Consider the following 26877-nt stretch of genomic DNA (forward strand, 5'->3'; position numbering starts at 1 on the left):
GCCCGTACGCGCTTCGTACGTACGCCACGCCCGGCGGCCTCTCCGGACGCCGCCGGGCCGGTCACGGCCCCGTACCGGCAGCCGCGGTCACGGCCCCCACACCAGCAGCCGGAAGGCCGCCAGCACCGCCTCCGCCTGGAGATCGGTCTGCACGTCCACCGGCACCCAGGCCAGGTCGTGCCCGGCGGACAGCTCGTCCGCCCAGTGCGCGAGCTGGTGCTCGCAGGCGGCGCGCAGGTGCGCGGGGGCCGTGCCCGGCAGCCCGTCCAGCAGCCGCAGCAGCACCCCGGTGGCGCGCAGCGAGATCCGGCGGGCCGCGATGTCCAGGGCGCTCAGGTGCGCCAGCGTGAGCTCCACCGGCGGCCGGTGGAACTCCTCCCAGTCCCCGGCCACGCTGTGGCTTATCGTGGCCAGCTCCTCGGCCACCCGCAGCAGCGGCGGCGCGGCGGGGGAGCCGCCGGGCTCGGGCAGCAGCGGCCGGACCCGGTCCAGCAGCGCGGCGGTACGGGCCGACTGCCGGCGCAGCAGCCCCGCGAGTTCGGTCATCGCGCGCGCCGGGTCCGGGTGCGGGGCGCTGTCGGCCACCTTGCGGGAGGCCCACATCGGCACCTCGAACAGCGCGGTCGTCCCGCCGTAGCGGTGCGGCCGGATCCAGGTGGAGCGGTTGACGTCCTCCGGGAGGCTGGCGAACTGGGTGGGCTCGCCGGGCGCGGGCATCACGTAGACGCCGGGGCCGGAGACCGTCCAGTACATCGCGTCGTAGGTGCCGGTCTGCACCGGCACGTCGCGTTCGGCGGACAGCTTCAGCAGCGGCTCGGCCAGGCCCGGCAGGTCCCGGGTGAGCTGGATCCAGCTCCCGCCGAGGTCGTTGCCGTGCAGCGAGCACTGCAGGAAGGGCCGCAGCTCGTCGATCAGGGCGGTCAGCACCAGCGACTCGGGCAGCTGGTCGTCCGCGGCGCGCAGCGAGGGCGCCCACTCCGGCTGTTCGTCGGCGGGCGGGCGGTAGGCGTGCCGGAAGTGCTCGGCGGGGGTGCGGCGGACGGCGGGCCCGGCCTCGGTGTGCAGCGTGCCGTCCGGGTCGAGGCAGAGCAGGAAGTGCCAGGAGGCGTCCGCGCGCACGTGCAGCCGGGAGTCGGCGGTCACCCGTTCGGCCAGCCGCAGCGCGGTCGCCGCGCCGACCCGCTCGTCGGAGTGCGGCCCGGCGACCACCAGCACGTTGCGCCGCCCGCGCCCCACCGTCAGCAGGTGCAGCGGCCGGCCCCGGCGGGAGCGGCCGACCTCGCGCAGCACGCACAGTCCCGGGCGCAGACGCGCGAACGCGGAGGCCGCAGCAGCGACCTCCGCGACGCTGGGATATGCGTCGGCTGTTCCCGAAAGTGCCGACGTCACGTGCCGGACGCGTTGCTGTCGCCCGTGGTCTCCCTCTTGTCCAGCGGTCGGATGACGATGGTCGCAGCCATGATGACTCCCCTCAAGTCGGCTGTGTGGCACGGGAGTTGATGCCCTTCCCCCGGTTTTCTCCCCGGTTTTCTCCCGCGCCTTGCCAAGGCTGCGGCGACCCGGGGACAGTGTCAAGGGCGCGCATTGGGCGTGAGGGGGGAGTGCGTGACGAGCGCATCGCGGGCCGACGGGGACACCGGGGAACTGCTGCGGCCCCGGATCAAACCCGAGCACCGGCCCTACCGCACCGTGGACGGAAACGTCCGGATCGGCAGCGTCATCTACGGGATCGGCGCCGAGATCGAGGATCCCGACGGCTGGGTGTGGGCCCTGACCGAGGCCATGGACGGCACCCGGACCGTCGACCTGATCACCGCCGAGGTCGCCGCCCGCCATCCGTCCGTGCCGCCGGAGACGGTACGCGCGGCCATGGCGGAACTGCGGGCGGCCGGGTTCGTCGACGACGCCGCCGCGCCGCTGCCGCCGGACCTCGGCGAGCGCGACCGGGTCCGGCACGGGCGCGGGGTGGCGCTGCTGCGCTGGATGGACCTCAGCCCGCGCAGCACCCCGTGGGCGGCGCAGGCCCGATTACGCCGGGCCCGCGCGCTGGTGCTGGGTGTCGGCGGTACGGGCGGCGCCGCCGCTCAGGTGCTGGTCGCCTCGGGGCTGGGCCGGCTGCACGCGGTGGACCCCGACGTGGTCGAACTGTCCAACCTCAACCGCCAGTTGCTCTACCGCGAGACCGACATCGGCCGCCCCAAGGTGGCCGCCGCGCTGACCGCCCTGAAATCGCTGAACTCCGACGTCACGGTTACCGGGGAGCGCCGCGAGGTGCGCGGCCCCGACGACCTGGCCGCGCTGCTGACCGCGGCCCCGTACGACATCCTCGTCCTCGGCGCCGACCGGCCGCCGGACATCCGCCGCTGGGCCAACCGGGTCTGCCTGCGCCTGGGGCTGCCCTGGGTGGAGGGCGGCTACCGCGGCCCGCTGATCACCGCCGGGCTGCACGTGCCGGGCGCGGGCCCCTGCTGGGAGTGCCAGCGGGCCGGCGAGATCGCCCGCCGCGACCTGCGGCTGGCCCCGGGCCAGAGCGAGGACGCCGCCTCCCCGCGGATGCCCTGGAACCCGGCGAGCGCGGTCACCGCCACCCTCTCCGGCACCCTGGTCGCCCACGCGGCGCTGGCGTACCTCACCGGGGTGCCGCCCACCGAGCCGGGCTTCCGCTTCGGGCTCAACCTGATGGCGCTCGGCGATCCCGTGCTGATCCGCCATCCCCGTCGCCCGGACTGCCCGGCCTGCGGCACCGCGCGCCTCGCGCCCGGCGCCGCCTAGTCGATGGTGCCGCCCGCGCCGTCCGAGCGCCACAGCATGTCCTGCGGGGTCTCCTCGGCGACCTCGTACCACTCCTCGGGGCGGCGCGGGCGCGGTATCTCGCCGCCGCGGCGCAGCATCCGCCCGTCGCGCAGGTGGCGGCCGAGCAGCGCGCCGCCGAACACCACGAAGCCCACGCCGACCAGCCAGGTGACCACGGTGAGCACGGTGCCGACCGGGCCGTAGGTGTCGGCGTTGGAGACCGTCATCTTGGCGAAGACGAGCTGGGAGAACACCCGCAGGCCGGCCAGCCCGAGCATGGTGAAGACCGCGCCGGGCAGCGCGGTGCGCGCGGTGATCATGCCGCCGAGCAGGAAGCGCTGGCCCCAGGCGAAGAAGACCACGCCCAGCACGAAGGTCAGCACGATCCGCGTCACCCGCGACGCCGGCCCGCTGCCCAGCACCTCGGCGCTCTGCGACTCGCAGAACAGGTAGCCGGTGAGCACCGCGAGCCACACCGTGCGGCGCAGGTCCCGGTGCCAGGGCCCGGCCGGCAGGTCCCAGATCTTGCGGTAGCCCGTCTCGATGCTGGCCACGAAGGTGAGCCCGAAGTACGCCAGCGACGCCAGGCTCCACGCGCTGGTGGCGCTCAGGACATTGCCGGGCGCCGCGAACAGCCCGCGTACGCTGCTCGCGCCCTGGTCGTTCAGGCCCATGCCGTCCACCACCCACTGGGCGAAGCCCGGCCGGTGCTCCCAGGGGGTCGCGGCGGCCACCACGACCAGCAGCGGCATGAGCGTGACGAAGCCGAGCGCGGCGAAGCCCATCGAACGGTGCATCAGTTCGATGTGCACGGCCTGCTTCCACAGCCGCCCGGTCGCGGACCGCTTCCAGGCGCCTTTCAGTCCGGCCATGACGTCGTCACCTCTCCGCAGCGTTACCGCAGTGGATACCTGCCGAGGTTCCCCCCGCGCAACTCCCGGCCCACAGGACGCGTCACCTGTCGCCGGATCACACGGGATCACACGGGCCGCGACACGGGTCCCCCCGTCAAAAAGAGGCGCGGATCACGGCAGCAGTTCCACCGCGGCCAGTACGGTGCGCGCCTGGAGCTCCGCCTGGTCGCCGACCGGCACCCATTTGGCGTCCATGCCGAACACCAGGTCGCGGGTGCCCGCCTCCAGCCGCCGTTCCAGCCGGGCCCGCACCCGCCCGCCCTCGGAGTCCGGGTCGTCCGCCAGGCGCCGCTGGTCCAGCAGCCGCAGCAGCATGCCGGTGGCGCGCAGCGGGATCCGCCGGGCGGCGATGTCGAGCGCCGCGATGTGCGCCATGGTCAGCGGGACCGGGGAGGTGACGGCCAGTCCCTCGTAGTCGTCGGCGAGCCCGGTCACCGCGCCGACCGCCTGCTCCACGCCGCGCAGCAGCGCCCCCTGCGGGCCCGTCAGGTCGTCGCCGAGCAGCGGCAGGGTCCGCTCCAGCGCCGTGGCGGCGCCCGCGCCCTCCTTGCGCAGCCGCGCCGCGAGCACGGTCACCGCCTGCGCCGGGTCCGGGTGCGGCGCGGGGTCGGCCACCTTGCGGGAGGCCCACATCGGCACCTCGACCAGCACGGTGGAACCGCCGTGGCGGTGCGGGCGGCTCCAGGTGGAGCCCTTGGCGTTCTCCGGCTCGCTGGCGAACCGTTCCTGCGATCCGGGCGGCGGCATCACGAACACCCCGGGCCCCGCGGTCGGCCAGTAGATCGCATCGTAGGTGCCTGTCTGCACGGGGATCTCGAGCTCGGCGGCGTACTTCCCGAACGGCTCGGACAGCCCGGGGATGTCCTCGGTGAGCTGCACCCAGCTGCCGCCCACGTCGGTGCCGTGCAGCGAGCACTGCAGGACCGGCCGCAGCTCGTCGATGACCGCCAGCAGCGCCGAGGTCTCCGGGAGCTCGTCGCCCGGCACCCGGAAGGAGCCCGCCCACTCCGGCTGTTCGGCCGCCGCCGGGCGGTACGCGTGCCGGTAGTGCACCGCGGCCGGACGCGGGCCGGCCGGGCCGGTCTCGTTGAGCACCGCGCCGTCCGGGTCCAGGCACAGCAGGATGTCCCAGGTCAGATCCGCGTCCGCGACCCGCTGCCGGTCCCATACGGCCTGTTCGGCCAGCCACAGCGCGGTGGCGCCGCCGACCTGCTCGTCCGGGTGCGGGCCGGCCACCACCAGCACGTGCCGGCTGCCGTGCCCGACCTGGAGCAGCCACAGCGGGCGCCCGGCCCGGGACTCCCCGGCCAGCCGCATCCGGCACAGGTCGGGGTGGCGGCGGGTGAGCATACGGGCCGCCGCGGCCACACCGGACACCGTCGGATAGGCGTCTGGCCCGCGCATAAACGGCTCCTCCTCATCCGTTCGCTCTCCGCCGGCACACGTTACGTGTACGTACCCGTGACGCGCGGTCAGCCGGGTGCTGGCTCAGCTCTGCTCTCGCGCATGGGACATGCAAGGCACATGCAAGGGACACGCAAGGGGCATGGACGGCGCTGAACGGATGCCGCGACGCGCATGGCCCAGATTGTTCGGATCGGCCCGGTGTGTCAAGGGTAGGCCCGGGCCCGGCACCGGCCGGGACACGGCGCGGGGTGGCAAGGGGGAATTGTGACGGAGCTATGACGAACCCATGACCCTTCTGTGCGGCCTTGCCGGGGCGGCGGGCGGTAGCTTCTGGGGTCTCGCTCCGCCACGCGCCGAGCGGGTAACGGGACAATGTCTGCTAGGGGGACCACAAGTGAATGCGCACCACACCCGCCGCGCCGGCCGCCGCACCCGGGCCCGGCTGCTGGCCGTCGCCGCCGGTTCGCTGGCGCTGGCCGTCGGCACCTCGGTGGCCGCGAGCGCGGACGAGGGCGGCGCGGTGATCAGCAAGCCGTACTCCGCGCGGGCGAACACGCTGCCGGCCCGGACCGCCTTCGCCACCCAGGCGCCCACCGCCGCCACGCAGAACACCTGGGCGTTCGGCATCGACGGCCGCGACTCGGCCGGCACCATCTGGGACTACCCGCCCAAGGCGGCCGGCGGCTTCGCCGCCCGGGTCAAGACCGGCACGGGCATGGGCTCCGCCACCGCGTTCTTCAAGAACAACTCGGCCAACACCGCGCACGTCAACGTGTACGCGCGGTTCGGCAGCCAGCTGCGCGTCTTCACCGGCAGCAGCGGTTCCGGCACGGTGCTGGCCGGCGGCTGGGGCTCGTACAACGCCTTCGTGACGCCCGGCAACATCGGCGGCGCGGCCTACCCCGACCTGCTCGCCCGCGACACCAGCGGCGTGCTGTGGGAGTACCTGTCCAACAGCAACGGCACCTTCGGCAGCCGGGTCAGGGTCGGCGCGGGCTGGAACATCTACACCCAGATCGCCGGCCGCGACGACCTGACCGGCGACGGCAAGGCCGACATCGTCGCCCGCGACTCCTCCGGCACCCTGTGGCTCTACAAGGGCACGGGCACCTACAAGCAGCCGTTCCTGCCGCGCACGAAGATCGGTGCCGGCTGGAACACGTACAACAAGCTGATCGCGCTGGGCGACACCAACGGCGACGGCCACAACGACCTGCTGGCCCGGGACACCCACGGCGTGCTCTGGTTCTACGCGGGCACCGGCAACGCGGCGGCGCCGTACAAGACGCGGGCGCAGATCGGCACCAACTGGAACTCGTACAACTACCTGTTCTGACCGCAGGGGCGCCTGACCGCCCTTCGCGGATCCGCACAGGTACGGGCCCGCCGCCGGGACGCCTTCCCGGCGGCGGGCCCGCGGCCGTCAGCGGGAGGTGGCGGCCAGCGCCGGGTAGTCGGTGTAGCCCTCGGCGCCGCGTACGTACAGCAGCCGGTCGCCGCGCAGCGCCTGACTGACCGGCGCGCCGGTGCGCAGCCGTTCGACCAGGTCCGGGTTGATCAGGAAGAGCCGGCCGAGCGAGACCAGGTCGGCGCCGGCGGTCAGTAGCCGGGTCGCCGAGGCGAGGCCGCCGTCCGCCGGGATCATCCGGTGGGACGAGGCCGGGTTGGCGATCAGCGTGCCGGGCCAGGCCCGGCGGATCCCGCCGAACAGCGGCTGGTCCGGGTCGGCCTGCACCAGGTGCAGCCAGGCCGGCTCCAGCCGGGCCAGCTCCGCCACCAGCGGCGGGTAGATCGCCTCGGTGTCGCCCTCCTCGATGCCCTCCGCCCGCCACCCCGGGGACAGCCGCACCCCCACCCGGTCCGCGCCGATCGCCTCGACGACCGCGGCCACCACCTCGACGGTGAACCGGATCCGCGCCGCGACCGGGCCGCCGTAGCCGTCGGTACGGCGGTTGGTGTTCTGCGCCAGGAACTGGTGCAGCAGGTAGCCGTTGGCCGAGTGCACCTCGACCCCGTGGAAACCGGCCGCCACCGCGTTGCGCGCGGCGGCGGCGAAGTCGGCGACCGTGGCCCGGATGTCCGCGGCCGTCATCGCACGCGGCTCGACGGTCGGCAGGTGCCCGTCCGGGGTCATGATCGTCCCGGGCAGCGCGACCGCCGAGGGCGCGAGCGGGATGTGCCCGGACGTCGCCGGGTGGCCGACCCGCCCGCCGTGCTGGAGCTGGAGCACCATCCGCCCGCCCGCCGCGCCCACCGCCTCGGTGACGGTCCGCCACCCCGCCACCTGCGCGTCGCTGTGGATCCCGGGAATGTGCGGATACGTCCGCCCGACCGCACTCGGCGTAGTCGCCTCGGCCACGATCAGCCCGGCACCGGCACGCTGCGCGTAATACGTGCCCATCAGCGGCCCCGGCACCCCGTCGGCGCCGGCCCGGGTCCGGGTCATCGGCGCCATCACCAGGCGATTGGGCAGCTCCAGCCCGCCGACGCGAGCGGACGCGAACAGTGAGGGTGAGGAGGTCATGTCCTTGACGTTAGAAACGCCCGCTGGGGCGGCCATCAAGCGCGGCTCGAAGGGGCGAGCGCTTTCTCGGGGCTGAGGGTCGCCCTTCGCGGCGGGCGGCCGGCACCCGCAGGGGTCATGGCTCCTCGCTTTCGCCCGGGTAAGCGGGCGAGCAGGGCCGCCGCCGTCGGGCCGTCCGGCGCGCGGGCAGCCCTTCGCTCGCGATCACGCCGCCAGTACGTCCGCGACCACGCATCCGATGTTGTCGGGGCCGCCGTGGGCGTTGGCGAGCGCGATCAGGTCGCGTACGGCCTGCTCGGGGCCGTCCGCTGCGACCACCGCGCGCCGCAGGTCCGGGTCGGGGACGACGGCGGACAGGCCGTCGGAGCACAGGAGATAGCGGTCTCCGGGCTCGGCGTCGTGCAGGCGCAGGTCGGGGGTGCCGTCGGCGCCGGGCGCCAGCGCACGCAGGAGCAGGGCCCGTTGCGGGTGGCCGGCCGCCTCCTCCGCCGTGATGCGTCCCTCGTCCACCATCGCCTGCACCAGGGTGTGGTCCTGCGTGATCCGGAACAGCTCGCCCCCGCGCAGCAGATACACCCGGGTGTCCCCGATGTGCACCAGGGCGAGCCGGGAACCGGTCCACAGCATCGCGGTGAGCGTGGTCCCGGCGCGGGAGTCGTCGTCCGGGGCGTCCGGGGTACGGGCGCCGTCCGTATCGGCCAGGGCGCGCACGGCATGCTCGGCTCGGTCTACGGCGTCCTGGAGTTCGGCGAGCAGGCCGCCGGCCGGCGGGGCCGCGGAGTCCGGGTCTGCCATGTGCTCCATGTGCTTCAAGGGCTTCAGTGCCGCGACGGCCGCGGCTCCGGCGCGGGCGCCGCCGGGGCCGAAGCCGTCGGCGACGGCCAGCAGCCGGTCGTCGGCGTAGGCGATGTCCTGGTTGTTCGCCCGTACCAGGCCGGCGTCGGAGCCGGCGGCGTAACGGATCGTCAAAGGGGTGGGCATGGCATGGTCCTTCCCGCTGAGGTGGTCGACGAGGAAGGCGGCCAGGTCGCGTCGGGCGGTGGTGTCGGCCTCCACGGCGGCCCAGTACGCCCGGACGTCGTGCGCGGCCTGCTCCGGCGCGAGCGCGCAGATCCGCCGGATACGGGCCAGCGGCATGCCGAGCCGGCGCAGCCACGCCACCAGCCGGGCCTGTTCGAGCTGGTCCGGGGCGTACCGCCGGTACCCGGTCACCGGGTCCACCCGGGCCGGCCGCAGCAGGCCCAGATCGTCGTAGAGCCGCAGCGCCTTCGGCGACAGCCGCGACGCACGGGCGAACGCCCCGATCCCCAGCAGCTCCGGCTCCATCCGGCCCCTCCTCGTCCCGGGCCGCCTCCCGGCCCGGCTCCACCGACCCTGCCGTCTCCCCCAGGGGCAAGGTCAACCTCGTGCCGGGACGTCGGCCTCGGCGGTCGGGCCGGAGGCGTCCTACCGGTTGGCGCCCGGCTGCCAGAGGACGTCGCCTCGGGTGACGTTGGCCTGCCGGGCGAGGATGAAGAGCAGGTCGGAGAGGCGGTTCAGGTATTTCACCGTGGCGCTGTTCATGGTGTCGCCGTGCTCGTCCAGCGCGGCCCAGGTCGCGCGTTCGGCGCGGCGTACCACCGTGCGGGCCTGATGGAGGAATGCGGCGCCGGGAGTTCCGCCGGGGAGAATGAAGCTGCGCAGCTTTTCGAGCCCCTCGTTGAACCGGTCGCACTGCTCTTCCAGGAACTCGATGTACGACTCCGCCACCCGAAGCGAAGCCGTGTCGCGCCCGGATCCCGACAGGGGCGTGCACAGATCCGCGCCCACGTCGAACAAGTCGTTCTGGATCCGCACCAGCAGGGTGACGATCTCGTCCGGGAGGTCCCCCGCGGCGACGGCCACGCCGATCGCGGAGTTCGCCTCGTCCACGTCGGCGTAGGCCGCGAGCCTCGGGTCCAGCTTGCTCGTTCTGCTCATGTCACCAAGAGCGGTCGTGCCGTCGTCTCCCGTCTTCGTGTAGATACGGGTGAGGTTCACCATGACGCACTCCAAGGGATTCGCGGTGAGAAATGACCTGAGCTGTTACGCGTGCGGTGCGATCGTCCTGAGCGCGAGCTCCCGTGCGTGGTCGGCCGCCGCCGGTCCACGGCTCGGGTCGGGCGCCTCGGAAAGGAAGACGAGAGCCAGCATCAGCGCGGCGTCCAGCCGGCACACGGACAGGCAAGGATCGCTGTCGGGCGGCACGGTCGCCAGCGTCGCGTATCCGCTGCGGATCGCTTCCATGTCGAGCTCGTTCTCCGGATACCTCGCGTACTCCACCAGCCGCCCGAACTCCAGCGCGGGGGGCCCGAGCAGCGCGTTCGACCAGTCCAGTAGGGCGACGGCCCGCCCGTGCCGGCGCCTGATGTTGTCGCTGCGGACGTCGAGGTGGAGGAGGCTGTCCTCGGTGAGGCCGGCGAGCCGTTCGGCGACGAGGGACGCGTCCGGCGGCTCGGGCCAGTCGTCGACAAGGTCGCCGATCCGGGCCCATCGGCGGCCGATGCGTGCGGCGATCGCACGCGCCGTGGGCACTGCCTCCGACGCGACGGGCGTCAGGCGCGGCGGCGGCACCTGATGAAGCCGCGCGAGGAGCTGCCCGAGCGCGAAGGAGTCGAGCTCCGACCCGTCGTCGGGGACGTACGCGGACAGCAATACGTCGGGGAGTGCCGGATCGTCCGCCAGGACGAGTTCCCTCGCCTCCGCGACCGGCAGACCGTGGGCGGCCAGATGCCGTGCGATCGCGTACTCCTGAAGGAGCAGGGCTCGGGTGTCCACGTGCGGGTCATTGGCGTTCGAGTCGAATCGCCGGTGCGCGAGCCGTACCGCGACCGGCAGCCCGTCGCGCCCCTGCGCCCGGTAGACGGAGAACTCCAGACCCTTGCCGACCGGTTCCAGGCCGCTCAGGCCCCACTGTTCGGCCAGGCGGTCCAACTCGGCGAATCGCTCACTCATCGTGCACCTTCGGGGGTCTTGCGGTCGTCGGTGATCCTGCTGCCCTTCAGCCTGCTGTCCCTCAGCATGGTGAGAGCAATGGGCGGGCACATCGCCAGTGTGACCGCGCCGCCGGCCGCGAAGGCCGTCTGCGGTCCCCCCATCGTGCTCAGCCAGCCGAAGAGCAGCGCGCCCAGCGGCATCGTCCCCCAGGCGAACAATCGGTACACGCCCGTCGTCCGGCCGAGCAGGCGGTCCGGGATGAGCTCCTGCCGCAGGGAGACGGCCACGATGTTCCAGACCATGAGGCCGAACCCGGCGGCGAAGTAGCCGACGGCGACCACGTACACGCTTTTCGTCGCCGCCACCGCCAGATCTCCGACACCCATGAGGGCCAGGTTCCCGACCAGGGTGGGGATCCGGCCCGTCGCCGCGGTCATACGGCTCGCGGCCATGCTGCCGACGACGCCTCCGACGGCTCCGGCGGCCAGCAGCGCCCCGTACGCGGCGTTCGGGAGCTTCAGCACGTCGCGCACCAGCAGGACGAAGACGGCGATCTGTCCGAGGTACACGGCGTTGATGACGCCCGCGGAGACGGTCATGGCGCGCAGCAGAGGATCACGCAGCACATGGTCCAGGCCCTCGCGGATGTCGGCCAGCAGTCGCGGCCTGTCGGCGGAGCGCTCGGGCCGCGGCCCGCGAACGCCGGTCAGCAGCGCCGCGGACATCAGGAAGGAGAGCGCGTCGAGCAGGAGGGGGATGGCCCGGCCCACCGTGAACAGCACCCCTCCGAGCACGTGCCCCAGCAGATCGCGGCCCACGGTCTGGGCCCGGAAGAGCCGGCCGTTCGCCGTCTCCAGCTTGTCCTTGGGAACGACGCTGGGCAGCAGCGCGAAGGACGCGCAGTCGAACAGCACCTCCCCGACACCCAGCAGGAAGGCCGCGGCCAGCAGGGGCCAGAAGGTGAGCCCGCCGCAGGCGAGCAGCACCACAGTGACGATCAGCGTCAGGGCGCGCAGCAGGTCGGCGATCACCATCAGGCGACCGCGCTCGAACCGGTCGGCATACGCCCCCGCCGGCAGGCCGAACAGCAGCCAGGGCACCGTCGTGGCGGCGGTGACCGCGGACACCCGGAACGCGCCGTGCAGCAGCGCTGCGGACAGCAGCGGCAGGGCGGCGAACCGCATGCCGTCGCCGACCGCCGACGCGCTCGCGGCGCCGATCATCCGGTGATACCCGGAGCTGAAGCGAACGGCGGTGGGGGCGCTCACGCCGGGCTCCCCGGTGAGAACACGGCGCACCGCAGCTCGCTGGTGTAGCGACGGCCGTCCACGCTCAGCCACCGCTGGTCGGGCGTGGGCAGCATCTCGGACACCTCCAGGGTGCCGCCTTTCCGCGCGGCCAGCCGGCACAGCTGCCTGACCAGGAGCGGTGCCTGCCAGTCGACGTAGACCGGCTTCGGCTCACCCGGGATCTTGACGAAGACGTGTCGGGGCAGGCCGAGTTCGGCGCGCAGCCGGCAGGCCGCGACGAACTCCGCGCTCTCCTCCCCGCCCGCCTGTTCCCCGGTCCGCTCCACCGGGCCGTCGAAAGCGGCCGCGCCACGCAGGCGCGCAGCGGGGACCCGCCAGGTCTCGCGTTGCAGGACGACACGGCCGGACCGGATACGGGGGATGTGGTCCAGGGCGGGGGCGTCCAGCCCCGCTCCGCCGAAGTGCCGCGGGAAGGCGAACGGGGAGAGCGGGTCCTGGCGGATGCTCGGTCCGCCGGCCGGGGGCGCCATGAGGCGCAGCCTGCCCTCGACACCGCGGGCCCGCAGCTCCAGCCGCCCGTCCCGCAGCACGACGTACAGCTGCGAGGGCTGCACCACCCGGTCGCGGGACTGCCCGGAACGGCCGAAGACCTCCAGGTCGTAGCAGGGGTAGACGAGCTGCGTCGACGACTTGTCCGGGTGGCCCCGGGACAGGTTGGCCAGGACCTCGCCGTCGTCGAGCAGGGACAGGTAGCCCGCGTAGACCTCCGGCAGCAGTTCCGGGGCGCGTTCCTGGATCAGGGGGCCGAAACTGGTGTGGGTGATGACCTCGCGGACGGCGTGGCAGTCTCCGATCACCGCGGTGAACCGGCCCTCCCGCAGATCCTGGCGGCTGGCGGCGGCGAACAGCACGTCCGGATCGACGACCGCCGCGGGGGTACGGGGATGGGCGGCGAGGATCGCCTCCATCCGGTCCCGTTCCACGACGACCTCCGGCCGGTCCACGCCCTCTTCGCCCAGCAGGGCGTCGGTGATCACCCGGTCGAGAGCCGCCAGTTCGGTCTCGACGGCGGCGCACTCCTGCGCCAGGGCGTGCCGGTCCCGGAAGAACTCCGAGTAGAGGCGGTCCAGCGGCACCTCGACGTCGGCGCCGAAGCGCTCCGCCACCCATCGCGTGAGAATGACGAGCTCACGCCGCATGCGCAGCCGCGGTCGCGCGAGCACGGTCTCGTACACGATCGACAGTTCGTCCGTGATGAAGCGGGCGATGTCCGGTCCGATGGTCAGGTCGGCCGGCTCGCCGTGGGCCTCCTCGAACAGGATGCTCCGGTCGGCGTAATGCAGGCCGCTGTTGCGGTTCGCGGGTGTCCCCGTCAGCCTCTCGAACCTGGCCTTGATCGCGGCCAGTGCGGCCGGGCGCTCGGCGAGGGGCAGCGTCGCGAAGCGGGTCAGGTCCTGCTCGAAGCGATCCGTTGCCGAGAGGATCGGTGCGGCCTGTTCCGGTGGAGCGGGGAGCAGTTGCCGGCGCAGGGCGGCCAGGGGCTCGTGGTCGCCCACGGGGATCTCGAATTCGGCGACCACCCACTCGCGCTCGACCAGTTCCTTGAGCACCTGCTCGAAGGAGACGGGGGCGTCGGGACCGAACTCGGTGTCCCAGTGCGAGCGCAACTCGTGAATGGTCCGTTCGCCGTCGCAGCGTCGCCACATCCATTCCTCGTGCGCCGCCACCTCCCTGCCCCCGAGGTGCTGGAAGTTCCAGTCGGTGTCCAGCCCGTCCCGGGTGGTGAACGCGTAGAGGTCGATACGGCCCTCGCGCAGGAAGGACAGCGGGCGCCTGCGAGGACGTACGAAGTCGAACAGGCCCGGGGCCGCCGCGGCGCTCTGGGCGAGCTTCTCCGCGGCCCAGTGGCTGAAGAGCGTCCTGCGCTCCATCTCCCGTTCCGAGGTCCATGCGATGCCCGGCACGTCCCCGACCCGGCCCACGGTGAACGGTCCGAAGTGGGAGTGCGTCTCGTTCTTCGTCGTGACCCGCTGGAGGTACATCGTGAGCAGGTCGGTCATTCTCCGGGTGTGCCGGCCCATGTCCCCCTGGAAGGCGTCGAGCCATGCCGCGAACTCGGGATACGCGGAGTCGTTCGACAACAGCAGCACCTGCCGCAGGCGTTCGTCGCCGAACGCCTCGACCACGGCGGTTCTGGCGCGGTCCAGGCGGGCGCGGTGCCGGGTGGCGAAGGCCTCCTGTTCTCCGGCGAACTCCTGCGCGCACTCCTGGTAGGCGCGCAGGGTGCGTGCGGCCTCGTCGGGCAGCGCCGCGGTGGCACGCCGCAGTTCACGGCCGGGCAGTGGCCGTAGCCGGCCCACGCGCGACGCCGACTGCGGGCCACCGGGGACCGGGTGCCGCCGCAGCACCGGCTTGAGTTCCCGCGCCAGCGAGGCCAGCCGCTTCCTGTGCTCCAGGAGGGCGTGTGCCTCGCCGACGGAGGCGGAGTCCACGAGGGGGTCCAGCGCCTCCATCGGAAAGCCGGCCTGCCGGAGCACGACGATCGGTACCAGGCTCCACGCCCCGCCCGGGACGGGGATCGTGCTGGTCTGGGAGTCGTTGACGCTGGTCACAGCCCTGCCTTGGTACTCGTGCGGACGGGACGACGATCGTGCAGCGCGTCGATGACGGCCGGCGGATCCGCGGGGAGCGCGGGCAGCAGGCCGGGCCGCGGCGCCCAGGGTTTGACCCGGACCCCGTGGTAGTCGGACCCGGCGGTCGCGACCAGGCCGAGCCGGTCGCACACCTCGGCGAGGTGGCTGCTCTGCGTCGGCGTGTGCCAGCTCGTCCATACTTCGAGCCCGGCCAGTCCGGCTTCCCGCAGGGGCTCCAGCAGCGCCGCGCACTCGGAGCCGTCCATGCCTGTCACGAACCGGCCGGGGTGGGCGAGGACCGCGACCCCGCCCGCCTCCTCGATCCACGACAGGACGTCGACCACGTCGGGCATCTCGGGGTGCTCCACATGGAGCGGCCGGCCGGGACGGCACCAGTCGGCCACGAGCCGGTCGTACGCATCCGCCGGGTACGCGGCGAACCTCGGGTCGCCGTGCGCCGCCTCCAGCAGCAGGGCGAGATAGTCCCCCACATAGGCCACCCGGTGGCCGCCGAGGCGCCGCACCACATCGTCCCAGGTGAGCGGCACTCCTATGGCGTGGGCACGGTCGATCCAGGTGCGCCACCACGCCAGTTCGGCGTCGTGGACGCCACCGATCCGTTCCTGGAACCGCAGGTCGTGGGGGTCGACGAAGTAGGCCAGGCAGTGGGTCTCCTCGCCACGCCAGGCGGCGGTGATTTCGCAGGCCGGTACGAGGGTGAGGCGTCCGCCGAGGGCCTGCTCGAACGCGGCGATGCCGGCCACGGTGTTGTGGTCGGTCACCGCGGCCACCCGCAGCCCCGCGTCGACACAGCGCCGTGCCAGCTCGGCCGGAGTCTCGTCCCCGTCGGAGTGCCGAGTGTGCAGATGCAGGTCCACCGCGGTGGCGAGAGTGGCGGACGCCCCCCGCATCAATGCGCTCCGGGCAGGGCTCGCCGCCAGGACGCGGCCAGCCATCGCTCGTACTCGGCGCCGGACGGGTTGTCCATCACCAGGCACAAGGGCTCGATGATCCGCCCGGGGCCGCCGGCCAGGCCGCCGTGCAGCATGGTGAGGTTGTGGCCGAACAACAGGTCGCAGTGCTCACCCGGTGCGAGTACTTCCCAGCGGCGCCGGAACTGCGCCCAGGTCAGGCCGGTGGCCATGAGCACCTGGTGGCAGAACAGACGTGCCGCCTCGCCCTCGCACTCCCCGCAGGCACAGCGCTGGGTCAGCGGCACGGCGGCGGGGAAGCGGACCCGTTCCTCCTTCGTCAGTACGGCCTCGCTGTGGTGGAAGGACAGGCCGTGCCAATGGGGTTCCTCGAGACCGAGCATGGCTCCGAACGACGGGTAGACGCAGCCGTGCTCCGGCTGGCGCTCCAGCCCCCGGCGCAGGTTGTCACCGATCCAGCGGGCCGCGGCGGCCGGCCGGTCGTCCCCCAGGTCGATGCCGCGCCGGTCGAGCACGTCGTCGATGACGCCGAGGAAGTCGTAGTAGGTGGTGACGCTCAGTCCTTCTCCCACGTCGGGCAGGAAGATGCCCTGGTACATCTTGTGCGCGGGAGTGGTGGTGTAGCCGGAACTGCCGAACTCCCGCCAGGCGGGATCCCAGTCGGGCGCGTCCTGGAGACTGGGCGTCAGGTACGAGCAGTGCTGTCCGTCGTGGTGGGGCAGCAGGGTCCGGGTGGAGAAGCCCTCGGGTACGTACGTCTGCTGCGGTCGGTCGATCTCCAGCCGCATCTGCGCGGGGGCGCCGCGGGCGATCAGCGCGGCGCGGATCCGTTCGGCCAGGGCGGTGGACAGCCGGCGGCTCTCCTCGACGCCCAGCCGCAGGCGGCCGATCCGGAACACCGCGTAGCCGACCCGGTGGATGACGTCGACGGACGCGGCGGCCAGGTCGTCCAGCGCCTGCTCGCGCCGGTCCTCGGACCCGGAGACGAGATCGGTGCAGTCGAACCGAGCCTCGCTGGGGGTGAATTTCACTGCTGCTCCAGGGGTTCGTCGGAAGTGCTGTCGGACCAGGGCGCGAAGTCGGACGGAACGCACTCGGCGCGGAAGAGGAACTCGAAGAGCAGGCGTGCCGCGATCTGGGCGGTGCTGCCGGACGGGTCGTAGCGAGGGGCGATCTCCGCGATGTCGACGGCGCCGACGGGAAGCGCGCGGAGTTCCTCGTAGACGTCGAGGAGGTCTCCGGTGCTGATGCCGCCCATGGTCACATGGCCGGTGCCGGTCGCCGAGGCGCTGTCGAGCACGTCGATGTCGAGCGAGACGTAGACGGTGTCGCACCGCGAGCCGAGGTCCTCGACGAGGGGGCGCAGCGCGGCGGCGGCGCCGTCCCTGACGATCTGCGAGCCCGGCACGATGTGGAAGCCGCTGTCGATCAGCCCCCGGTACTGGTCGTACTTGGTGACGTCGCCGACACCGACGAAGGCCATGTCCTCCGGGTGCATCCCGGGGATCTCGCTGATCCGGCGGGAGTTGGAGCCGTGGTAGAGCGGCCCGTGCAGGGTGCTCCAGTTGCCGAAGTCGAAGTGGTGGTCGATGTTGATGAACCCCACGCGGCCCGCGCCGCGGTCGAGCCGCCCGGCACGGAAACCGGCGAACGTGGGGAACGTGCACGAGTGGTCACCGTTGAGGAAGATCACCCGTGGGGCGGACTGGCTCACCCGGCGGCTCTCCGCCGCGACGGCCTGGAACGTCCGCACCGTGTCCGTCGGGTAGACGTGCAGGTCACCGGCATCCGCGACCTGGGGGGCGCGGTAGCGGAAGGCCTGGCCGGTGCGGGTGTCCAGCATCCGCCACTGGCCCAGACTGGTCAGGTAGCTGGAGAAGACCAGGCTCGCCTGGCGGATGGCCCGGGGCCCTTCCGCGGCTCCCGGCCGGGAGCTGGCGGTGGCGTCGAAGGGAACGCCGGACACCACCCAGCCGTCCTCCCCCACGTCCACCCGGTCGGCGGGAGTGGTGGGGGCACCGAAGAGTGTCCCGATACCGGCCCAACCCGGCAGCGGGTCCGCCACGAAGTCCTCGGCCTTGACGCTGTTCTGCAGCGCTTCGAAGTCGGGGAGCTCGGTCATGTCATCACTCCTGCGCAGAGGACGTGGGAACGGTCGTCGGGGTGCGGATGATGTCGTGCGCGGCGGCGATCTTCTCCTGGAACAGGTCCCAGCTCGCTTCGGGGGACAGGTGCTGCGGCCGGTAGACGACGGGCGCGTCCTCCCGCCAATCCGCGAATTCCCAGTCGAAAATGCGCTCACGCAGCCTCGGGAAGTCCGGGGTCAGCGGATAGGGAACGAAATTGTAGAGGTTGAAGAGCCACAGCGCCGAACTGTTCTCCCGCATCCAGTCGACGGTCTGGCCGTGCGCGGCTTCCGTTTCCTCGTCGAGGCCGCCCATCATGTTGAGTACGACCTTCAGACCGGCGTCGCTCAACTTGTGGATTTTCGTCGTGTAGTCGTCGAGGCCCCGCGAGAGTTTGTTGAGCCGTTTCAGCATCTGGGAGTCGGCCGACTCGAAGCCGAGTTCCACGGCGACGACGCCGAGTTCCAGCATGGCGTCGACGATCCAGTCCTTCACCTGCATGACATGCGTCTGCACGATGAAGCGGTATCCGGGCCGGTCGCGGAAGACGTCCAGCAGATTGGCGACCGCCTCGCGTGATTGACCGAACGTCTTGTCCCCGATGTAGAAGAGCCGGGTCTCCGGGAACCGGGCGGTGAGCTCGTCCACTTCCTGCTCGAGGGCGCTCTTCTCGACGAGGGTGAGCTGCTTGCTCCAGGCGTCGCCGCAGAAGGAGCACTGGTACAGGCATCCGTGGCTGGCATTGAGCCGCAGCAGCGGAACCTGGCCCTCGTAGCCGCCGAGGTGGCGGTAGTCCGGCGCCCAGGTGATCCGCTCGGACGCCAGCCCGGGCAGCAGCGGCTTCTCCAGGCCCCCGCCCGCTCCGGAGGCGAGCCCCACCAGTCTGCGCACGAAGGTGGCGTCGAGCTGACCGCGGTGCACCGCGTGGACGGCACCGTCCGGGGCGAGCGGGGCCATGTTCCCGCCGAGGACGACACGGCGTCCGGCGTGTTCCAGGTGTTTGGCCACGTCCAGCGCGAGGCGGAAGTTCTGGGCGAGAGGCGACATGAGGACCAGGTCGCCGGGGGCCGTCGCCGCCAGCAGCGGTTCGGAGCAGTCGTCCGGTTCCGCCGGCGTCCTCGACAGGTCACGGAAGACGGAGTCGATGCCCGCGGTGTCCAGCAGGGCCGTCAGATGGGCGACCCACAGCGGCATTTCCCATAACCCGTCGGACGGGATGAAGTACTCGGGGAGGAACGCCCGGAATCTCCGGTCGTAGTCGTCGTAGTAGTTCGACAGCCGGGGATCCGGGTCATGACTGGACGGGAAAGGAAGTTGGACTATGCAGCTTTTGGGCATGGTCGTCCCTTGCTCGATGATGTGGGGGCATCCTCGAAGTGGTGCAGTCAAGCAGTCATGAAGTCAGTGGGAACCGCGGGAGAAGACCGCACAGCGCAGTTCGCTCGTGTGACGTTCTCCGTCGATGTCGAGCCAGAGCTCTTCCGGCGACGGGAGCATCTCGCTGAATTCCAGCGGGGAATCCGATTTCCGGGAAAGACGGAAGATCTGTCTGACGACGAGAGGGGACTCCCAGTCGACATACACCGGCTTCGGCTCGCCGGGGATCTTCAGGAAGCCGTGGCGGGGCAGACCCAGGTCGCGGCGCAGCTTGCCGGCGGCGGCGAACTCGGCCGCGTCCCCCTTCGCCGGGCGCGTCCCCGGGCTCCAGCCGCGAAGGGCGTTCGCGGGGATGCGCCAGCGCTCCCGGTGCAGGACGATACGGCCGCAGCGGATGCGCGGCAGATGGTCGAGGCCGACGCTGCGTATGCCGACGCCCCCGAAGTGCCGGGGGAAGGCGAACGGGGAGAGCGGGTCCTGGCGGATGCTGGGTCCGCCCGCCAGCGGAGCGAGCAGCTTCAGCCGGCCTTCCACTCCCTGGGCGCGCAACTCCAGGCGTTCGGCGGTGGCCACGAGGTACAGCCGGTCGGGCTGGAGCACGGTGTCCCGGCTTTTCGGGGACAGCCCGTGAACCTCCAGGTCCGGGCAGGGGTAGGTCAGTTGGGCGGCGGTTTTGTCGGGATGCGCGCGGGAGAGGTCGATCAGCACCTCGTCCTCGTCGAGCAGGCTCTGGTACCGGGCGTAGACCTCGTCGAGCAGGTCCGGGGCCTGCGCCTGCATCATCGGGGCGAAGCTGGAGTGGGTGAGGGCCTCGCGGACGGCATGGCAGTCGCCCACGACCGCGAGGAAGTCGCCGTCGGCGAGGGCGTCGGCGTCCCGCGCGGCGAGCATGACGTCCGGATTGCACAGGGCCGGTGGCGTGGCCGGATGGCGGGCGAGCAGTTCCTCCAGCCGGTCCCGGTCCACGACCGTCTCGTGCTGATCACCGGTGGTCCCGGCCAGCAGTACGTCCGTGATCTCCTGGTCGAGCGCCGCGATGTCCCGGTCCACTTCCTCGCACAGTCGGGCGAGTTGCGGCTTGTCCTCGAAGAAGCCGGCGTAGAAGTGCTGGAGGGCAACGGGGTTTCCCAGGCCGAAACGGTCCTCCGTCCAGCGGCGCAGGATTTCCTGCTCGCGGCGGACACGGAGCCGGGGTGCGAGAAGTGTCAGGTCGTAGACCACGGACAGCTCGCGACTGATGACGTTCCCGAGGTCTTCGCCGAGGGTCATGTTCCTGACCGGGCTGTACGCCTCCTCGTAGAGGACGCTCCGGTCGGAGTAGTGCAGACCCTGGGAACGGTTGGCCGCGGTCCCGGTGACCTCCTCGAAGGTCTCCTTGAGGCGGCCCAACAGGGCGGCACGGTCCTCGACCGGGCCGTCGGCGAACCGGCGCAGCGTGTCGGCGAACCACCGCACCACCGCGAGTTCGGCCGCCCCTTCCGCTCCCTCTTCCAGGTGTCCCGACAGCGTCCGGAGCGGATCGGCGGCCCCGACGGGAATCTCCCAGCGCGCGGTCAGCCAGTCCTTGGCCACCAGTTCGCGCAGCACCTCGTCGAAGGTGCGACCGGGCGAGGTGCTGCCGCGGCGCATCCAATCGGCGCGCAGCTGTGCCACCGTGTGCTCGCCGTCGCATCGTTCCCACAGCCATGACTGGTCGTCGTCGAACGTGTCGGCCGTCACCTCGGTGAAGCGCCAGTCGTCCGGCATGCCGGTGCGCGTCTCGAACGCGTACCGCCGGATCCGGGAGTCCTGGCCGAACGCGAGCGGGCGCCGCCGTGGACGTACGGTCTCGAAGAGCTCGGGGCGGCCGCTGAATGCCTCGGCCATCGCCTCGCCCGCCCAGTGGCTCAGGAAGGCGACGCGTCGCAGTGGACCGGTGGACCAGGAGATCCCCGCGGTGTCGGGTGCCACCCGGGCCACCGCCAGGGGGCCGAAGTGCGAGTGGGTCTCGTTCTTCGTCGTGACCCGCTGGAGGTACATGGTGAGCAGGTCGGTCATGCGCCTGACGTGCCCGTCCGATCCCCCTCCACCACCGTCGATCCAGCCGGCGAACTCCTCGAACCGCGCGTCGTTCGACAGGAGCAGGACCTGCTGGAGCGCGGGGTCCCGGAAGAGGCGCAGGACGGTCTCGCGACCGCGGGCCAGCGCGGCGGCGTGATCCTTCTCGAAGGCGACCCACGCGCTGTCCAGGGTCAGCACCGCGTCCTGGTAGCGCTTGACCGTCGCCATGGCCGACGGGCCGAGGTCCTGCTCCAAGCGCGCGAGGTCGCGGGGCGGGAAGGGACGCAGCATGCCCACGCCGGAGGCGATGTCGCCCTTCGTGCCCACGCGCTCCGCACGTAATACCGCTTTCAACCGCTGGCCGATCCCCAGCGCCTCATCGCAGTGGGCGAGTACGGCATCCGCGGCTTCGGCGGTCGACGAGTCGGCCACGTGCCGCAGGAGAGAGCTGGGGAATCCGGCGTGGCGCAGCAGCATGATCGGCGCGAGCGCCCACTCGTTGTGGTCATTGAAGTGGCTGGTCAGGGTCTTGTCACCTCGAAGTCGCGCGTCGTTTTGACGCTGCGCTCGCGTGTCCATGCGTGCCCCTCGGCGGCTCAGTGCTCGCAACGGGAGTGACGCTAGTCATGCAGTGGGGCGTATTCAATGGCATATGCAAGGCTCGCCGACTTCAAGCCAAAGAGTGGCTTGATCATTCTTTGGGGCGGGGGTGGTTGTCCCGCGAATGCGACATCTGTCGTCCTGTGTCCCAGCCGCAACGCGTGGCGGGAACACTTGCAAGCGGGTTGCTTGCAAAAGTTAGCGGAATGGGGGACGCTGGAAGGCATGGGAACCCTGAAGCTCGGGGAGTATCTGCGGGAGCAGCGGCGCAGTGCGCAGCTCAGCCTGCGGCAGCTCGCGGACGCGGCCGGGGTGTCGAATCCGTATCTGAGCCAGATCGAGCGCGGGCTGCGCAAGCCCAGCGCGGAGATCCTGCAGCAGCTCGCGAAGGCGCTGCGGATATCGGCCGAGACGCTCTACGTGCAGGCCGGAATCCTCGACGCACGGGAGCGGGACGCGCTGGAGGTGCCGGCCGCGATCCTCACCGACCCGTCGATCAACGAGCGCCAGAAGCAGGTGCTCATCCAGATCTACGAGTCCTTCCGCAAGGAGAATGCCGCGGCCGCGGAAGGGAACCCCGTACCGGAGGACCCGGCGGCCGGCGACGATGCCGGCGGCGAGCGGGGCGACCAGGACGGCCGTGAGCCCGGGGATCCCCGGGACGACCACGGGAACGACACGAAAGCCGGGGCCGGACGCCACGACGCGCGCGGACCCGTACGGGAGGAAACCGATCATGGCGATCACCGATGACATCGTGAAGAACCTCCGCAACCCCACCCCGCTGTACGCGGTCGCGGGCGCGGCGGACCTGGCCGCGCAGAAGCTGCGGGAAGTGCCCCCGCTGCTGGTGCGGATCCGGGACGAGGCGCCCGAGCGGCTGGAGAAGCTGCGCGGCACCGACCCCAAGGCGGTCCAGGAGCGGGTCACCGCCCAGGCCAAGGACGCCCAGACCAAGGTCCAGCAGACCTGGCACGAGCTGGACCTGAAGGAACTGCGGGACGTCCGCCGGATCAGCGAGTCCGTGCAGAGCGCCGCCCTCCAGGGCGTGGGCCGCGCGGCCGGCGCCGCTGTGGCGCTGCGCGAGACGTACGACGACCTCGCCGCGCGCGGCAAGGGCGCCGTCGCGAACTGGCGCGGCCAGACCGCCGACGAGGTGGTGGAGATCGCCGCCGCCGTCGAGCCGGACAAGGACCAGGCCGCCGAGGCCAAGGACGAGCCCGTCAAGAAGCCGGCGGCCCGCAGGTCGACCCCGAAGAAGCCGGCCAAGTGACACCTGCCGGTGCCCGCCCCCGCCGGCCCGCGGTGCCGTACCGGTTCCGCGGCCGGGCGGGGACGGCGCCGGAAGGGGCGTCCGGAGAGCAGCACCCGTGAGAGCAGCCCCCGGAAACCGGTACCCGTATGAGTGACGCCAAGAAGTGCGGGCACCGAACTCCGTACCGGGTCGTTGTCCCGGTGGGACCGGTACGGTGGTGGCCGGCGGACGAAGCGACACGCTAGGCGGTGGACGGCATGCTGATCACGGGGTTCTTCGGAGTCATCGCCCTGCTTTCCTGGGCGCTCTTCCTCTTCGCGCTGTTCGCCTTCGTCGACGCGGCCATTCACCGCGAGGACGCATACCGCGCCGCGGACAAGAAGTCCAAGCCGTTCTGGCTGGTCGTGCTGGGCCTGGCCGCCGTGGTGATGAAGTTCGTCTCGATCCTCTCGTTCCTGCCGATCATCGGCCTCGTCGCCGTGATCGTGTACATGGTCGACGTACGCCCCGCCGTCCGGCAGGTCACCGGGCGCGGCACGGGCGGCAACCGGACGGCCTTCCGGCGCCGTAACCGCGGCAGCAGCAGCGACGGCCCGTACGGCCCGTACAACGGCCGCCGCTGAGACGCCGATACACAGCCGATACGGGGGACGGCCGGCGGTACGCACGCCCGGCCGCACCCCGCGCGCCGATCAGGACGGCATCTGCCCCGGGGACCCCAGGACCTCAGCCCTTCGCCGGCCCCTCCAGCGGCTGCCGCTCCAGCAGCACCACCGCCACGTCGTCCGTCAGTTCGCCGCCGTTGAGCTCGCGCACCTCCGTGACCGCCGCGTCGAGGAAGCCCTCGCCGCGCAGCCCCGAGGCGAGGAGGCGGGCGGCCAGCCGCACCATGCCGTCCTGGCCGAGCCGCTGCCTGCTGCCGTCCACCCGGCCCTCGATCAGGCCGTCGGTGTAGAGCATCAGCGCCCACTCGCCGTCCAGCCGGACCGGCACCCGCTCCCACGAGGCGTCCGGCAGCAGCCCGAGCGCGGGCCCGGGCTCGTCGCAGGGCAGCAGCGCCGGCACCCGGCCGGGGCCCGCCACCAGCGGCGCGGGGTGGCCGGCCAGGTACAGGCAGGCCAGGTCGCCGTCCGCGGCGATGTCCACCAGGCACAAGGTGGCGAAAATCTCCTCGCTGGCCCGTTCGTGGACCAGCACCTCCTGCATCGTGTGCAGCAGTTGCTCGCCGCCCAGCCCGGCGAAGGTCAGCGCGCGCCAGGCGATGCGCAGTTCCACGCCGAGCGCCGCCGCGTCCGGGCCGTGCCCGCACACGTCGCCGATCATCGCGTGCACGGTGCCGTCCGCGGTGCGCACGGTGTCGTAGAAGTCGCCGCCGAGCAGCGCGCGGCTGCGGCCGGGCCGGTACCGCGCGGCGAACCGCAGGCCCGCCGCGCCCTCCAGCAGCGGCGTCGGCAGCAGGCCGCGCTCCAGCCGGGAGTTCTCCTGCGCCAGCAGCCGCGACTCGGTGAGCTGCCGCTGGGCGAGGTCCGCCCGCTTGCGCTCCACCGCGTACCGCACCGCCCTGGTCACGGTCGCCGCGCCCACGTCGTGCCGCGACAGGTGGTCCTGCGCGCCGATCCGTACCGCCTCGGCCGCCCGGCCGTCGTCGGGGCCGTCGGTCAGCACCAGTACCGCCGTGCCCGGCGCCAGCCGGTTCACCTGCCGCAGGCTCGCCAGCACGTCCGGCAGGTCGAGCAGGATGCAGTGCACGCCGTCGGTGAGCAGCCGGCCCGCCGCGGTCAGATTGGCCGCACGCAGCACCTTGATCCGCGGGCCGCCCTTCTCCTCGAAGTACGGCGCCGTGAACGCGCTGGTCGGGTCGTCCCCGATCACCAGCAGCGTCAGCGTGAGCGGCCCGGCCCCGTTCGTCCGCTGCCGCGGCAGCGTCACCGCCCCGGGCAGGTCCAGCCCCTGCTCGCCCAGGTCCAGGTCGTCCAAGCCGTCCAGGCCGGGCACGCCGCCGTCCACGTCCGCGAGGTCCCCCACGGGGAACTCCGCCGCGGCGCCGGTTTCGCCGGCGGCCTGTGGATGACCGGGCGTGTCCGGATCGAGGTCGCGGGCCTGGTCGTCGCCGTCGTGCGCCGCCAGCCCGTCGTGCCCGTCCGCGGGCATGACCGTCCCGCCCTCTGCACCGGGTGCGGTGGCTGAGGGCCGTTCAGTGCCGCGCCGTGCGGACATCACACCCGACTCCTTCCCTCCCCGAGGGTCACGGGTGACCCTAATGGCTGCGATGGGCGTGACGGGAGAGCCAGTTGTAAACCGCCACGGTCATATGCGGTGGCCAGCGGGGGATTTCACCCCCGATGTGCCGGTCCGCACATGACGAACATCACGCCTACAGGTCACAACCATGCCCCGGTCGCGATCCTCTTCCCCACCTACAGCAATACATACGCTCACCCCACGGTGAACGTTCACCTTATTTCAGCCGACTATGAATCCCCTGTGGCCGGGGGTGGCCTTTCGGGAGGGGCGCTTTTGGGGTGGTGCGGGGGTTGTGCGGGTTCTGCCCGCACGGGACCTGCGGCTGGTGCCGGGCGGGGTGGGTTGCTGTGGTTGGGGTAGGGGCTTGGCCGTGTACGGAGGGGGTGACGGTGGGTTGTTGTGCGGGGGAGTGCGGTGCTGCTGCGGAGGCGCGGCTGCAGCGGGAGGACGGTCACCCAAGGGGCGCGGGGCTCTGCCTGATGTGGGGCTGGCGCCGGGGGGGCGCGACCAGCCGCGAACCGGCGGCAGCCGGCGACGCACCGCAGGTGCAACGGCGAGTTGCCGCTCTGGAGAAGTAGGGCACCGAAACCGCGGGTTGCCGCCCCGGCGGGGTAGGCACCGACTTCCAGGGGCGCAGGCCAAAGGCGAGGGCACCGATTTTCGACCAGTCCAAGCCCGGAGAGCGCGAGCTCAAAAGGAGTACGGCCACCTATACGCTCAACCCATGAACCCGCGGACGATCGGCACGGTCACCCGCGGCACGACCAACCCGAACCGCCTGCGCCGAATGGACCGGTGGATCGCGGCGACGTTCGCCGCCCAACTGCGCCGGACATCCGACCCGATCGCGGTGGACCTCGGTTACGGAGCCGCACCCTGGACCGCCGTCGAGCTGCTCGGGCGGCTGCGCACCGTACGGCCGGACCTGACGGTGACGGGCATCGAGATCGACCCCGCGCGGGTCGCGGCCGCGCAACCGTACGCCCGCGACGGGCTCACCTTCGCGCACGGCGGCTTCGAGGTGCCGCTGCCGGGCGGCCGGCGACCCGTGCTGATACGGGCCGCGAACGTCCTGCGGCAGTACGACGAGGCCGAGGTCGCGGCCGTCTGGGAACGGTTGCGCGCCCGGCTCGCGCCCGGCGGTCTGCTGGTCGAGGGCACCTGCGACGAGATCGGCCGCCGCCACGTATGGGTGGCGCTCGGCCCGGAGGGGCCCCGCACGGTGACCTTCGCCACCCGGCTCGGCTCCCTGACCCGGCCCTCCGACCTGGCCGAACGGCTGCCCAAGGCGTTGATCCACCGCAACGTCCAGGGTGAGCCGGTCCATGCGTTCCTGACCGCCTTCGACCGGGCCTGGGCCACCGCGGCGCCCCTGTCCACCCTGGGCGCGCGGCAACGGTGGGCCGCGGCGGTGCGTTCCCTTCGCGCCGACGGCTGGCCCGTCACCGACGGCCCCTCCCGCTGGCGCCAGGGCGAGGTCACCCTCGCCTGGTCCGCGGTCGCGCCCCACGCCTGACGGCAACGCGCCGCAGGTGCAACGGCGGGTTGCGCCCCCGGCGGGGTAGGGCACCGACTTCCAGGGGCGCAAGCCAACGGCGAGGGACCGCGGCGCCCAAGCCCAAGCCCGGAGAGCGCGAGCTCCACAGGAGTACGGCACCGTCCCCCCACGGGCCCCCGAAAAGCCTCCTCTTGGTATCGATTCGGCGACAGCTCCCCCCGACCGGAAATGGAACTCCCCATTCCGGTGTTGACGGGGGTTGGCACGGCGTTTGCGGCCCAGCGCCCAGCGACCCCGCGCAGAACGGTAGGACGGCACGGCGAAAGGAA

The 26877-nt window shown here is 72.2% G+C and carries 21 protein-coding genes; 6 read left to right on the forward strand and 15 right to left on the reverse strand.

Going from position 1 to position 26877, the window contains the following annotated elements:
* Positions 1–87 precede the first annotated feature (87 nt).
* The gene (locus tag ITX44_RS28735) at positions 88–1389 is read right to left on the reverse strand and encodes a M14 family zinc carboxypeptidase (protein ID WP_205360508.1); all 1302 of its coding nucleotides are present in this window, start codon (positions 1387–1389) and stop codon (positions 88–90) included.
* A 270-nt stretch (positions 1390–1659) separates the two neighbouring features.
* On the opposite strand from ITX44_RS28735, the gene ITX44_RS28740 reads away from it, so the two are divergent.
* Positions 1660–2772, forward strand: coding sequence for a HesA/MoeB/ThiF family protein (locus ITX44_RS28740; RefSeq protein WP_205360750.1), 1113 nt, complete (start codon positions 1660–1662; stop codon positions 2770–2772).
* Here ITX44_RS28740 and ITX44_RS28745 read toward each other — a convergent pair.
* Both ITX44_RS28745 and ITX44_RS28750 read right to left on the reverse strand, forming a co-directional pair.
* Positions 2769–3665, reverse strand: coding sequence for a YhjD/YihY/BrkB family envelope integrity protein (locus ITX44_RS28745; protein WP_205360516.1), 897 nt, complete (start codon positions 3663–3665; stop codon positions 2769–2771). The two genes, ITX44_RS28740 and ITX44_RS28745, sit on opposite strands and share 4 nt — an antisense overlap.
* Before the next feature lie 153 nt (positions 3666–3818).
* Complete coding sequence (locus tag ITX44_RS28750) at positions 3819–5111, reverse strand: M14 family zinc carboxypeptidase (protein WP_205360517.1); 1293 nt, start codon at positions 5109–5111, stop codon at positions 3819–3821.
* Positions 5112–5508: 397 nt separating this feature from the next.
* On the opposite strand from ITX44_RS28750, the gene ITX44_RS28755 reads away from it, so the two are divergent.
* Complete coding sequence (locus ITX44_RS28755; protein WP_307795533.1) at positions 5509–6450, forward strand: FG-GAP repeat domain-containing protein; 942 nt, start codon at positions 5509–5511, stop codon at positions 6448–6450.
* An 87-nt stretch (positions 6451–6537) separates the two neighbouring features.
* Here ITX44_RS28755 and ITX44_RS28760 read toward each other — a convergent pair whose 3' ends face one another.
* The 11 genes from ITX44_RS28760 to ITX44_RS28810 all read right to left on the reverse strand — a co-directional run bounded on the left by ITX44_RS28760 (position 6538) and on the right by ITX44_RS28810 (position 21530).
* Positions 6538–7638 carry an oxidoreductase gene (locus ITX44_RS28760; protein WP_205360518.1) on the reverse strand — a complete coding sequence of 367 codons (1101 nt, stop codon included), beginning with the start codon at positions 7636–7638 and terminating at the stop codon, positions 6538–6540.
* A 204-nt stretch (positions 7639–7842) separates the two neighbouring features.
* Entirely contained in the window at positions 7843–8964 is a 1122-nt protein-coding gene (locus ITX44_RS28765; RefSeq protein ID WP_205360519.1) for a MerR family transcriptional regulator, read from the reverse strand.
* 120 nt (positions 8965–9084) lie between these two features.
* Positions 9085–9660, reverse strand: a complete 576-nt coding sequence (locus ITX44_RS28770) for a cob(I)yrinic acid a,c-diamide adenosyltransferase (RefSeq protein WP_205360521.1) — start codon at positions 9658–9660, stop codon at positions 9085–9087.
* A gap of 42 nt (positions 9661–9702) precedes the next feature.
* The gene (locus tag ITX44_RS28775; RefSeq protein WP_205360523.1) at positions 9703–10611 is read right to left on the reverse strand and encodes a phosphotransferase family protein; all 909 of its coding nucleotides are present in this window, start codon (positions 10609–10611) and stop codon (positions 9703–9705) included.
* Positions 10608–11861, reverse strand: coding sequence for an MFS transporter (locus ITX44_RS28780; protein WP_205360524.1), 1254 nt, complete (start codon positions 11859–11861; stop codon positions 10608–10610). Before ITX44_RS28780 ends, ITX44_RS28775 begins: the two co-directional genes overlap by 4 nt.
* Positions 11858–14455 carry a lantibiotic dehydratase gene (locus tag ITX44_RS28785; RefSeq protein ID WP_205360532.1) on the reverse strand — a complete coding sequence of 866 codons (2598 nt, stop codon included), beginning with the start codon at positions 14453–14455 and terminating at the stop codon, positions 11858–11860. Before ITX44_RS28785 ends, ITX44_RS28780 begins: the two co-directional genes overlap by 4 nt.
* The gene (locus ITX44_RS28790) at positions 14452–15387 is read right to left on the reverse strand and encodes a PHP domain-containing protein (protein ID WP_205360534.1); all 936 of its coding nucleotides are present in this window, start codon (positions 15385–15387) and stop codon (positions 14452–14454) included. The genes ITX44_RS28785 and ITX44_RS28790 overlap by 4 nt, the downstream gene beginning before the upstream one ends.
* Positions 15387–16439, reverse strand: coding sequence for a hypothetical protein (locus ITX44_RS28795; RefSeq protein WP_205360536.1), 1053 nt, complete (start codon positions 16437–16439; stop codon positions 15387–15389). Before ITX44_RS28795 ends, ITX44_RS28790 begins: the two co-directional genes overlap by 1 nt.
* Positions 16436–17530 (reverse strand): arginase family protein, encoded by a 1095-nt coding sequence (locus tag ITX44_RS28800; protein ID WP_205360538.1) that lies wholly within the window; start codon positions 17528–17530, stop codon positions 16436–16438. The genes ITX44_RS28795 and ITX44_RS28800 overlap by 4 nt, the downstream gene beginning before the upstream one ends.
* A 4-nt stretch (positions 17531–17534) precedes the next feature.
* The gene (locus ITX44_RS28805; RefSeq protein WP_205360540.1) at positions 17535–18872 is read right to left on the reverse strand and encodes a B12-binding domain-containing radical SAM protein; all 1338 of its coding nucleotides are present in this window, start codon (positions 18870–18872) and stop codon (positions 17535–17537) included.
* A 63-nt stretch (positions 18873–18935) separates the two neighbouring features.
* Positions 18936–21530, reverse strand: a complete 2595-nt coding sequence (locus ITX44_RS28810; RefSeq protein WP_205360550.1) for a lantibiotic dehydratase — start codon at positions 21528–21530, stop codon at positions 18936–18938.
* 246 nt (positions 21531–21776) lie between these two features.
* Here ITX44_RS28810 and ITX44_RS28815 point away from each other — a divergent pair, with 246 nt between their 5' ends.
* The 3 genes from ITX44_RS28815 to ITX44_RS28825 all read left to right on the forward strand — a co-directional run bounded on the left by ITX44_RS28815 (position 21777) and on the right by ITX44_RS28825 (position 23429).
* Entirely contained in the window at positions 21777–22304 is a 528-nt protein-coding gene (locus ITX44_RS28815) for a helix-turn-helix domain-containing protein (protein WP_205360552.1), read from the forward strand.
* Positions 22288–22824, forward strand: a complete 537-nt coding sequence (locus ITX44_RS28820) for a hypothetical protein (RefSeq protein WP_205360554.1) — start codon at positions 22288–22290, stop codon at positions 22822–22824. The genes ITX44_RS28815 and ITX44_RS28820 overlap by 17 nt, the downstream gene beginning before the upstream one ends.
* A gap of 239 nt (positions 22825–23063) precedes the next feature.
* A complete protein-coding gene (locus ITX44_RS28825; protein WP_205360556.1) occupies positions 23064–23429 on the forward strand; it encodes a DUF2516 family protein in 366 nt (121 codons plus the stop codon).
* Positions 23430–23532: 103 nt separating this feature from the next.
* On the opposite strand, the gene ITX44_RS28830 is transcribed toward ITX44_RS28825, so the two are convergent.
* Positions 23533–24747: a PP2C family protein-serine/threonine phosphatase gene (locus tag ITX44_RS28830; RefSeq protein ID WP_443609514.1), complete on the reverse strand. Its 1215-nt coding sequence runs from the start codon at positions 24745–24747 to the stop codon at positions 23533–23535.
* A 1027-nt stretch (positions 24748–25774) separates the two neighbouring features.
* Between ITX44_RS28830 and ITX44_RS28835 the strand changes: the two genes are divergently transcribed.
* Complete coding sequence (locus tag ITX44_RS28835) at positions 25775–26566, forward strand: class I SAM-dependent methyltransferase (RefSeq protein WP_205360561.1); 792 nt, start codon at positions 25775–25777, stop codon at positions 26564–26566.
* The last annotated feature ends 311 nt before the right edge of the window (positions 26567–26877 follow it).

The sequence above is a fragment of the Actinacidiphila acididurans genome, from assembly GCF_016918855.1.
GTDB classification, from domain to species: domain Bacteria; phylum Actinomycetota; class Actinomycetes; order Streptomycetales; family Streptomycetaceae; genus Actinacidiphila; species Actinacidiphila acididurans.

What these genes read in the sequence shown, in the direction of transcription:
- ITX44_RS28745 (WP_205360516.1), bottom strand. Translation starts at nt 3,665, where the DNA reads ATGGCCGGACTGAAAGGCGCCTGGAAGCGGTCCGCGACCGGGCGGCTG.
- ITX44_RS28750 (WP_205360517.1), bottom strand. Translation starts at nt 5,111, where the DNA reads ATGCGCGGGCCAGACGCCTATCCGACGGTGTCCGGTGTGGCCGCGGCG.
- ITX44_RS28760 (WP_205360518.1), bottom strand. Translation starts at nt 7,638, where the DNA reads ATGACCTCCTCACCCTCACTGTTCGCGTCCGCTCGCGTCGGCGGGCTG.
- ITX44_RS28765 (WP_205360519.1), bottom strand. Translation starts at nt 8,964, where the DNA reads ATGGAGCCGGAGCTGCTGGGGATCGGGGCGTTCGCCCGTGCGTCGCGG.
- ITX44_RS28770 (WP_205360521.1), bottom strand. Translation starts at nt 9,660, where the DNA reads ATGGTGAACCTCACCCGTATCTACACGAAGACGGGAGACGACGGCACG.
- ITX44_RS28775 (WP_205360523.1), bottom strand. Translation starts at nt 10,611, where the DNA reads ATGAGTGAGCGATTCGCCGAGTTGGACCGCCTGGCCGAACAGTGGGGC.
- ITX44_RS28790 (WP_205360534.1), bottom strand. Translation starts at nt 15,387, where the DNA reads ATGCGGGGGGCGTCCGCCACTCTCGCCACCGCGGTGGACCTGCATCTG.
- ITX44_RS28800 (WP_205360538.1), bottom strand. Translation starts at nt 17,530, where the DNA reads ATGACCGAGCTCCCCGACTTCGAAGCGCTGCAGAACAGCGTCAAGGCC.
- ITX44_RS28805 (WP_205360540.1), bottom strand. Translation starts at nt 18,872, where the DNA reads ATGCCCAAAAGCTGCATAGTCCAACTTCCTTTCCCGTCCAGTCATGAC.
- ITX44_RS28810 (WP_205360550.1), bottom strand. Translation starts at nt 21,530, where the DNA reads ATGGACACGCGAGCGCAGCGTCAAAACGACGCGCGACTTCGAGGTGAC.
- ITX44_RS28815 (WP_205360552.1), top strand. Translation starts at nt 21,777, where the DNA reads ATGGGAACCCTGAAGCTCGGGGAGTATCTGCGGGAGCAGCGGCGCAGT.
- ITX44_RS28820 (WP_205360554.1), top strand. Translation starts at nt 22,288, where the DNA reads ATGGCGATCACCGATGACATCGTGAAGAACCTCCGCAACCCCACCCCG.
- ITX44_RS28825 (WP_205360556.1), top strand. Translation starts at nt 23,064, where the DNA reads ATGCTGATCACGGGGTTCTTCGGAGTCATCGCCCTGCTTTCCTGGGCG.
- ITX44_RS28835 (WP_205360561.1), top strand. Translation starts at nt 25,775, where the DNA reads ATGAACCCGCGGACGATCGGCACGGTCACCCGCGGCACGACCAACCCG.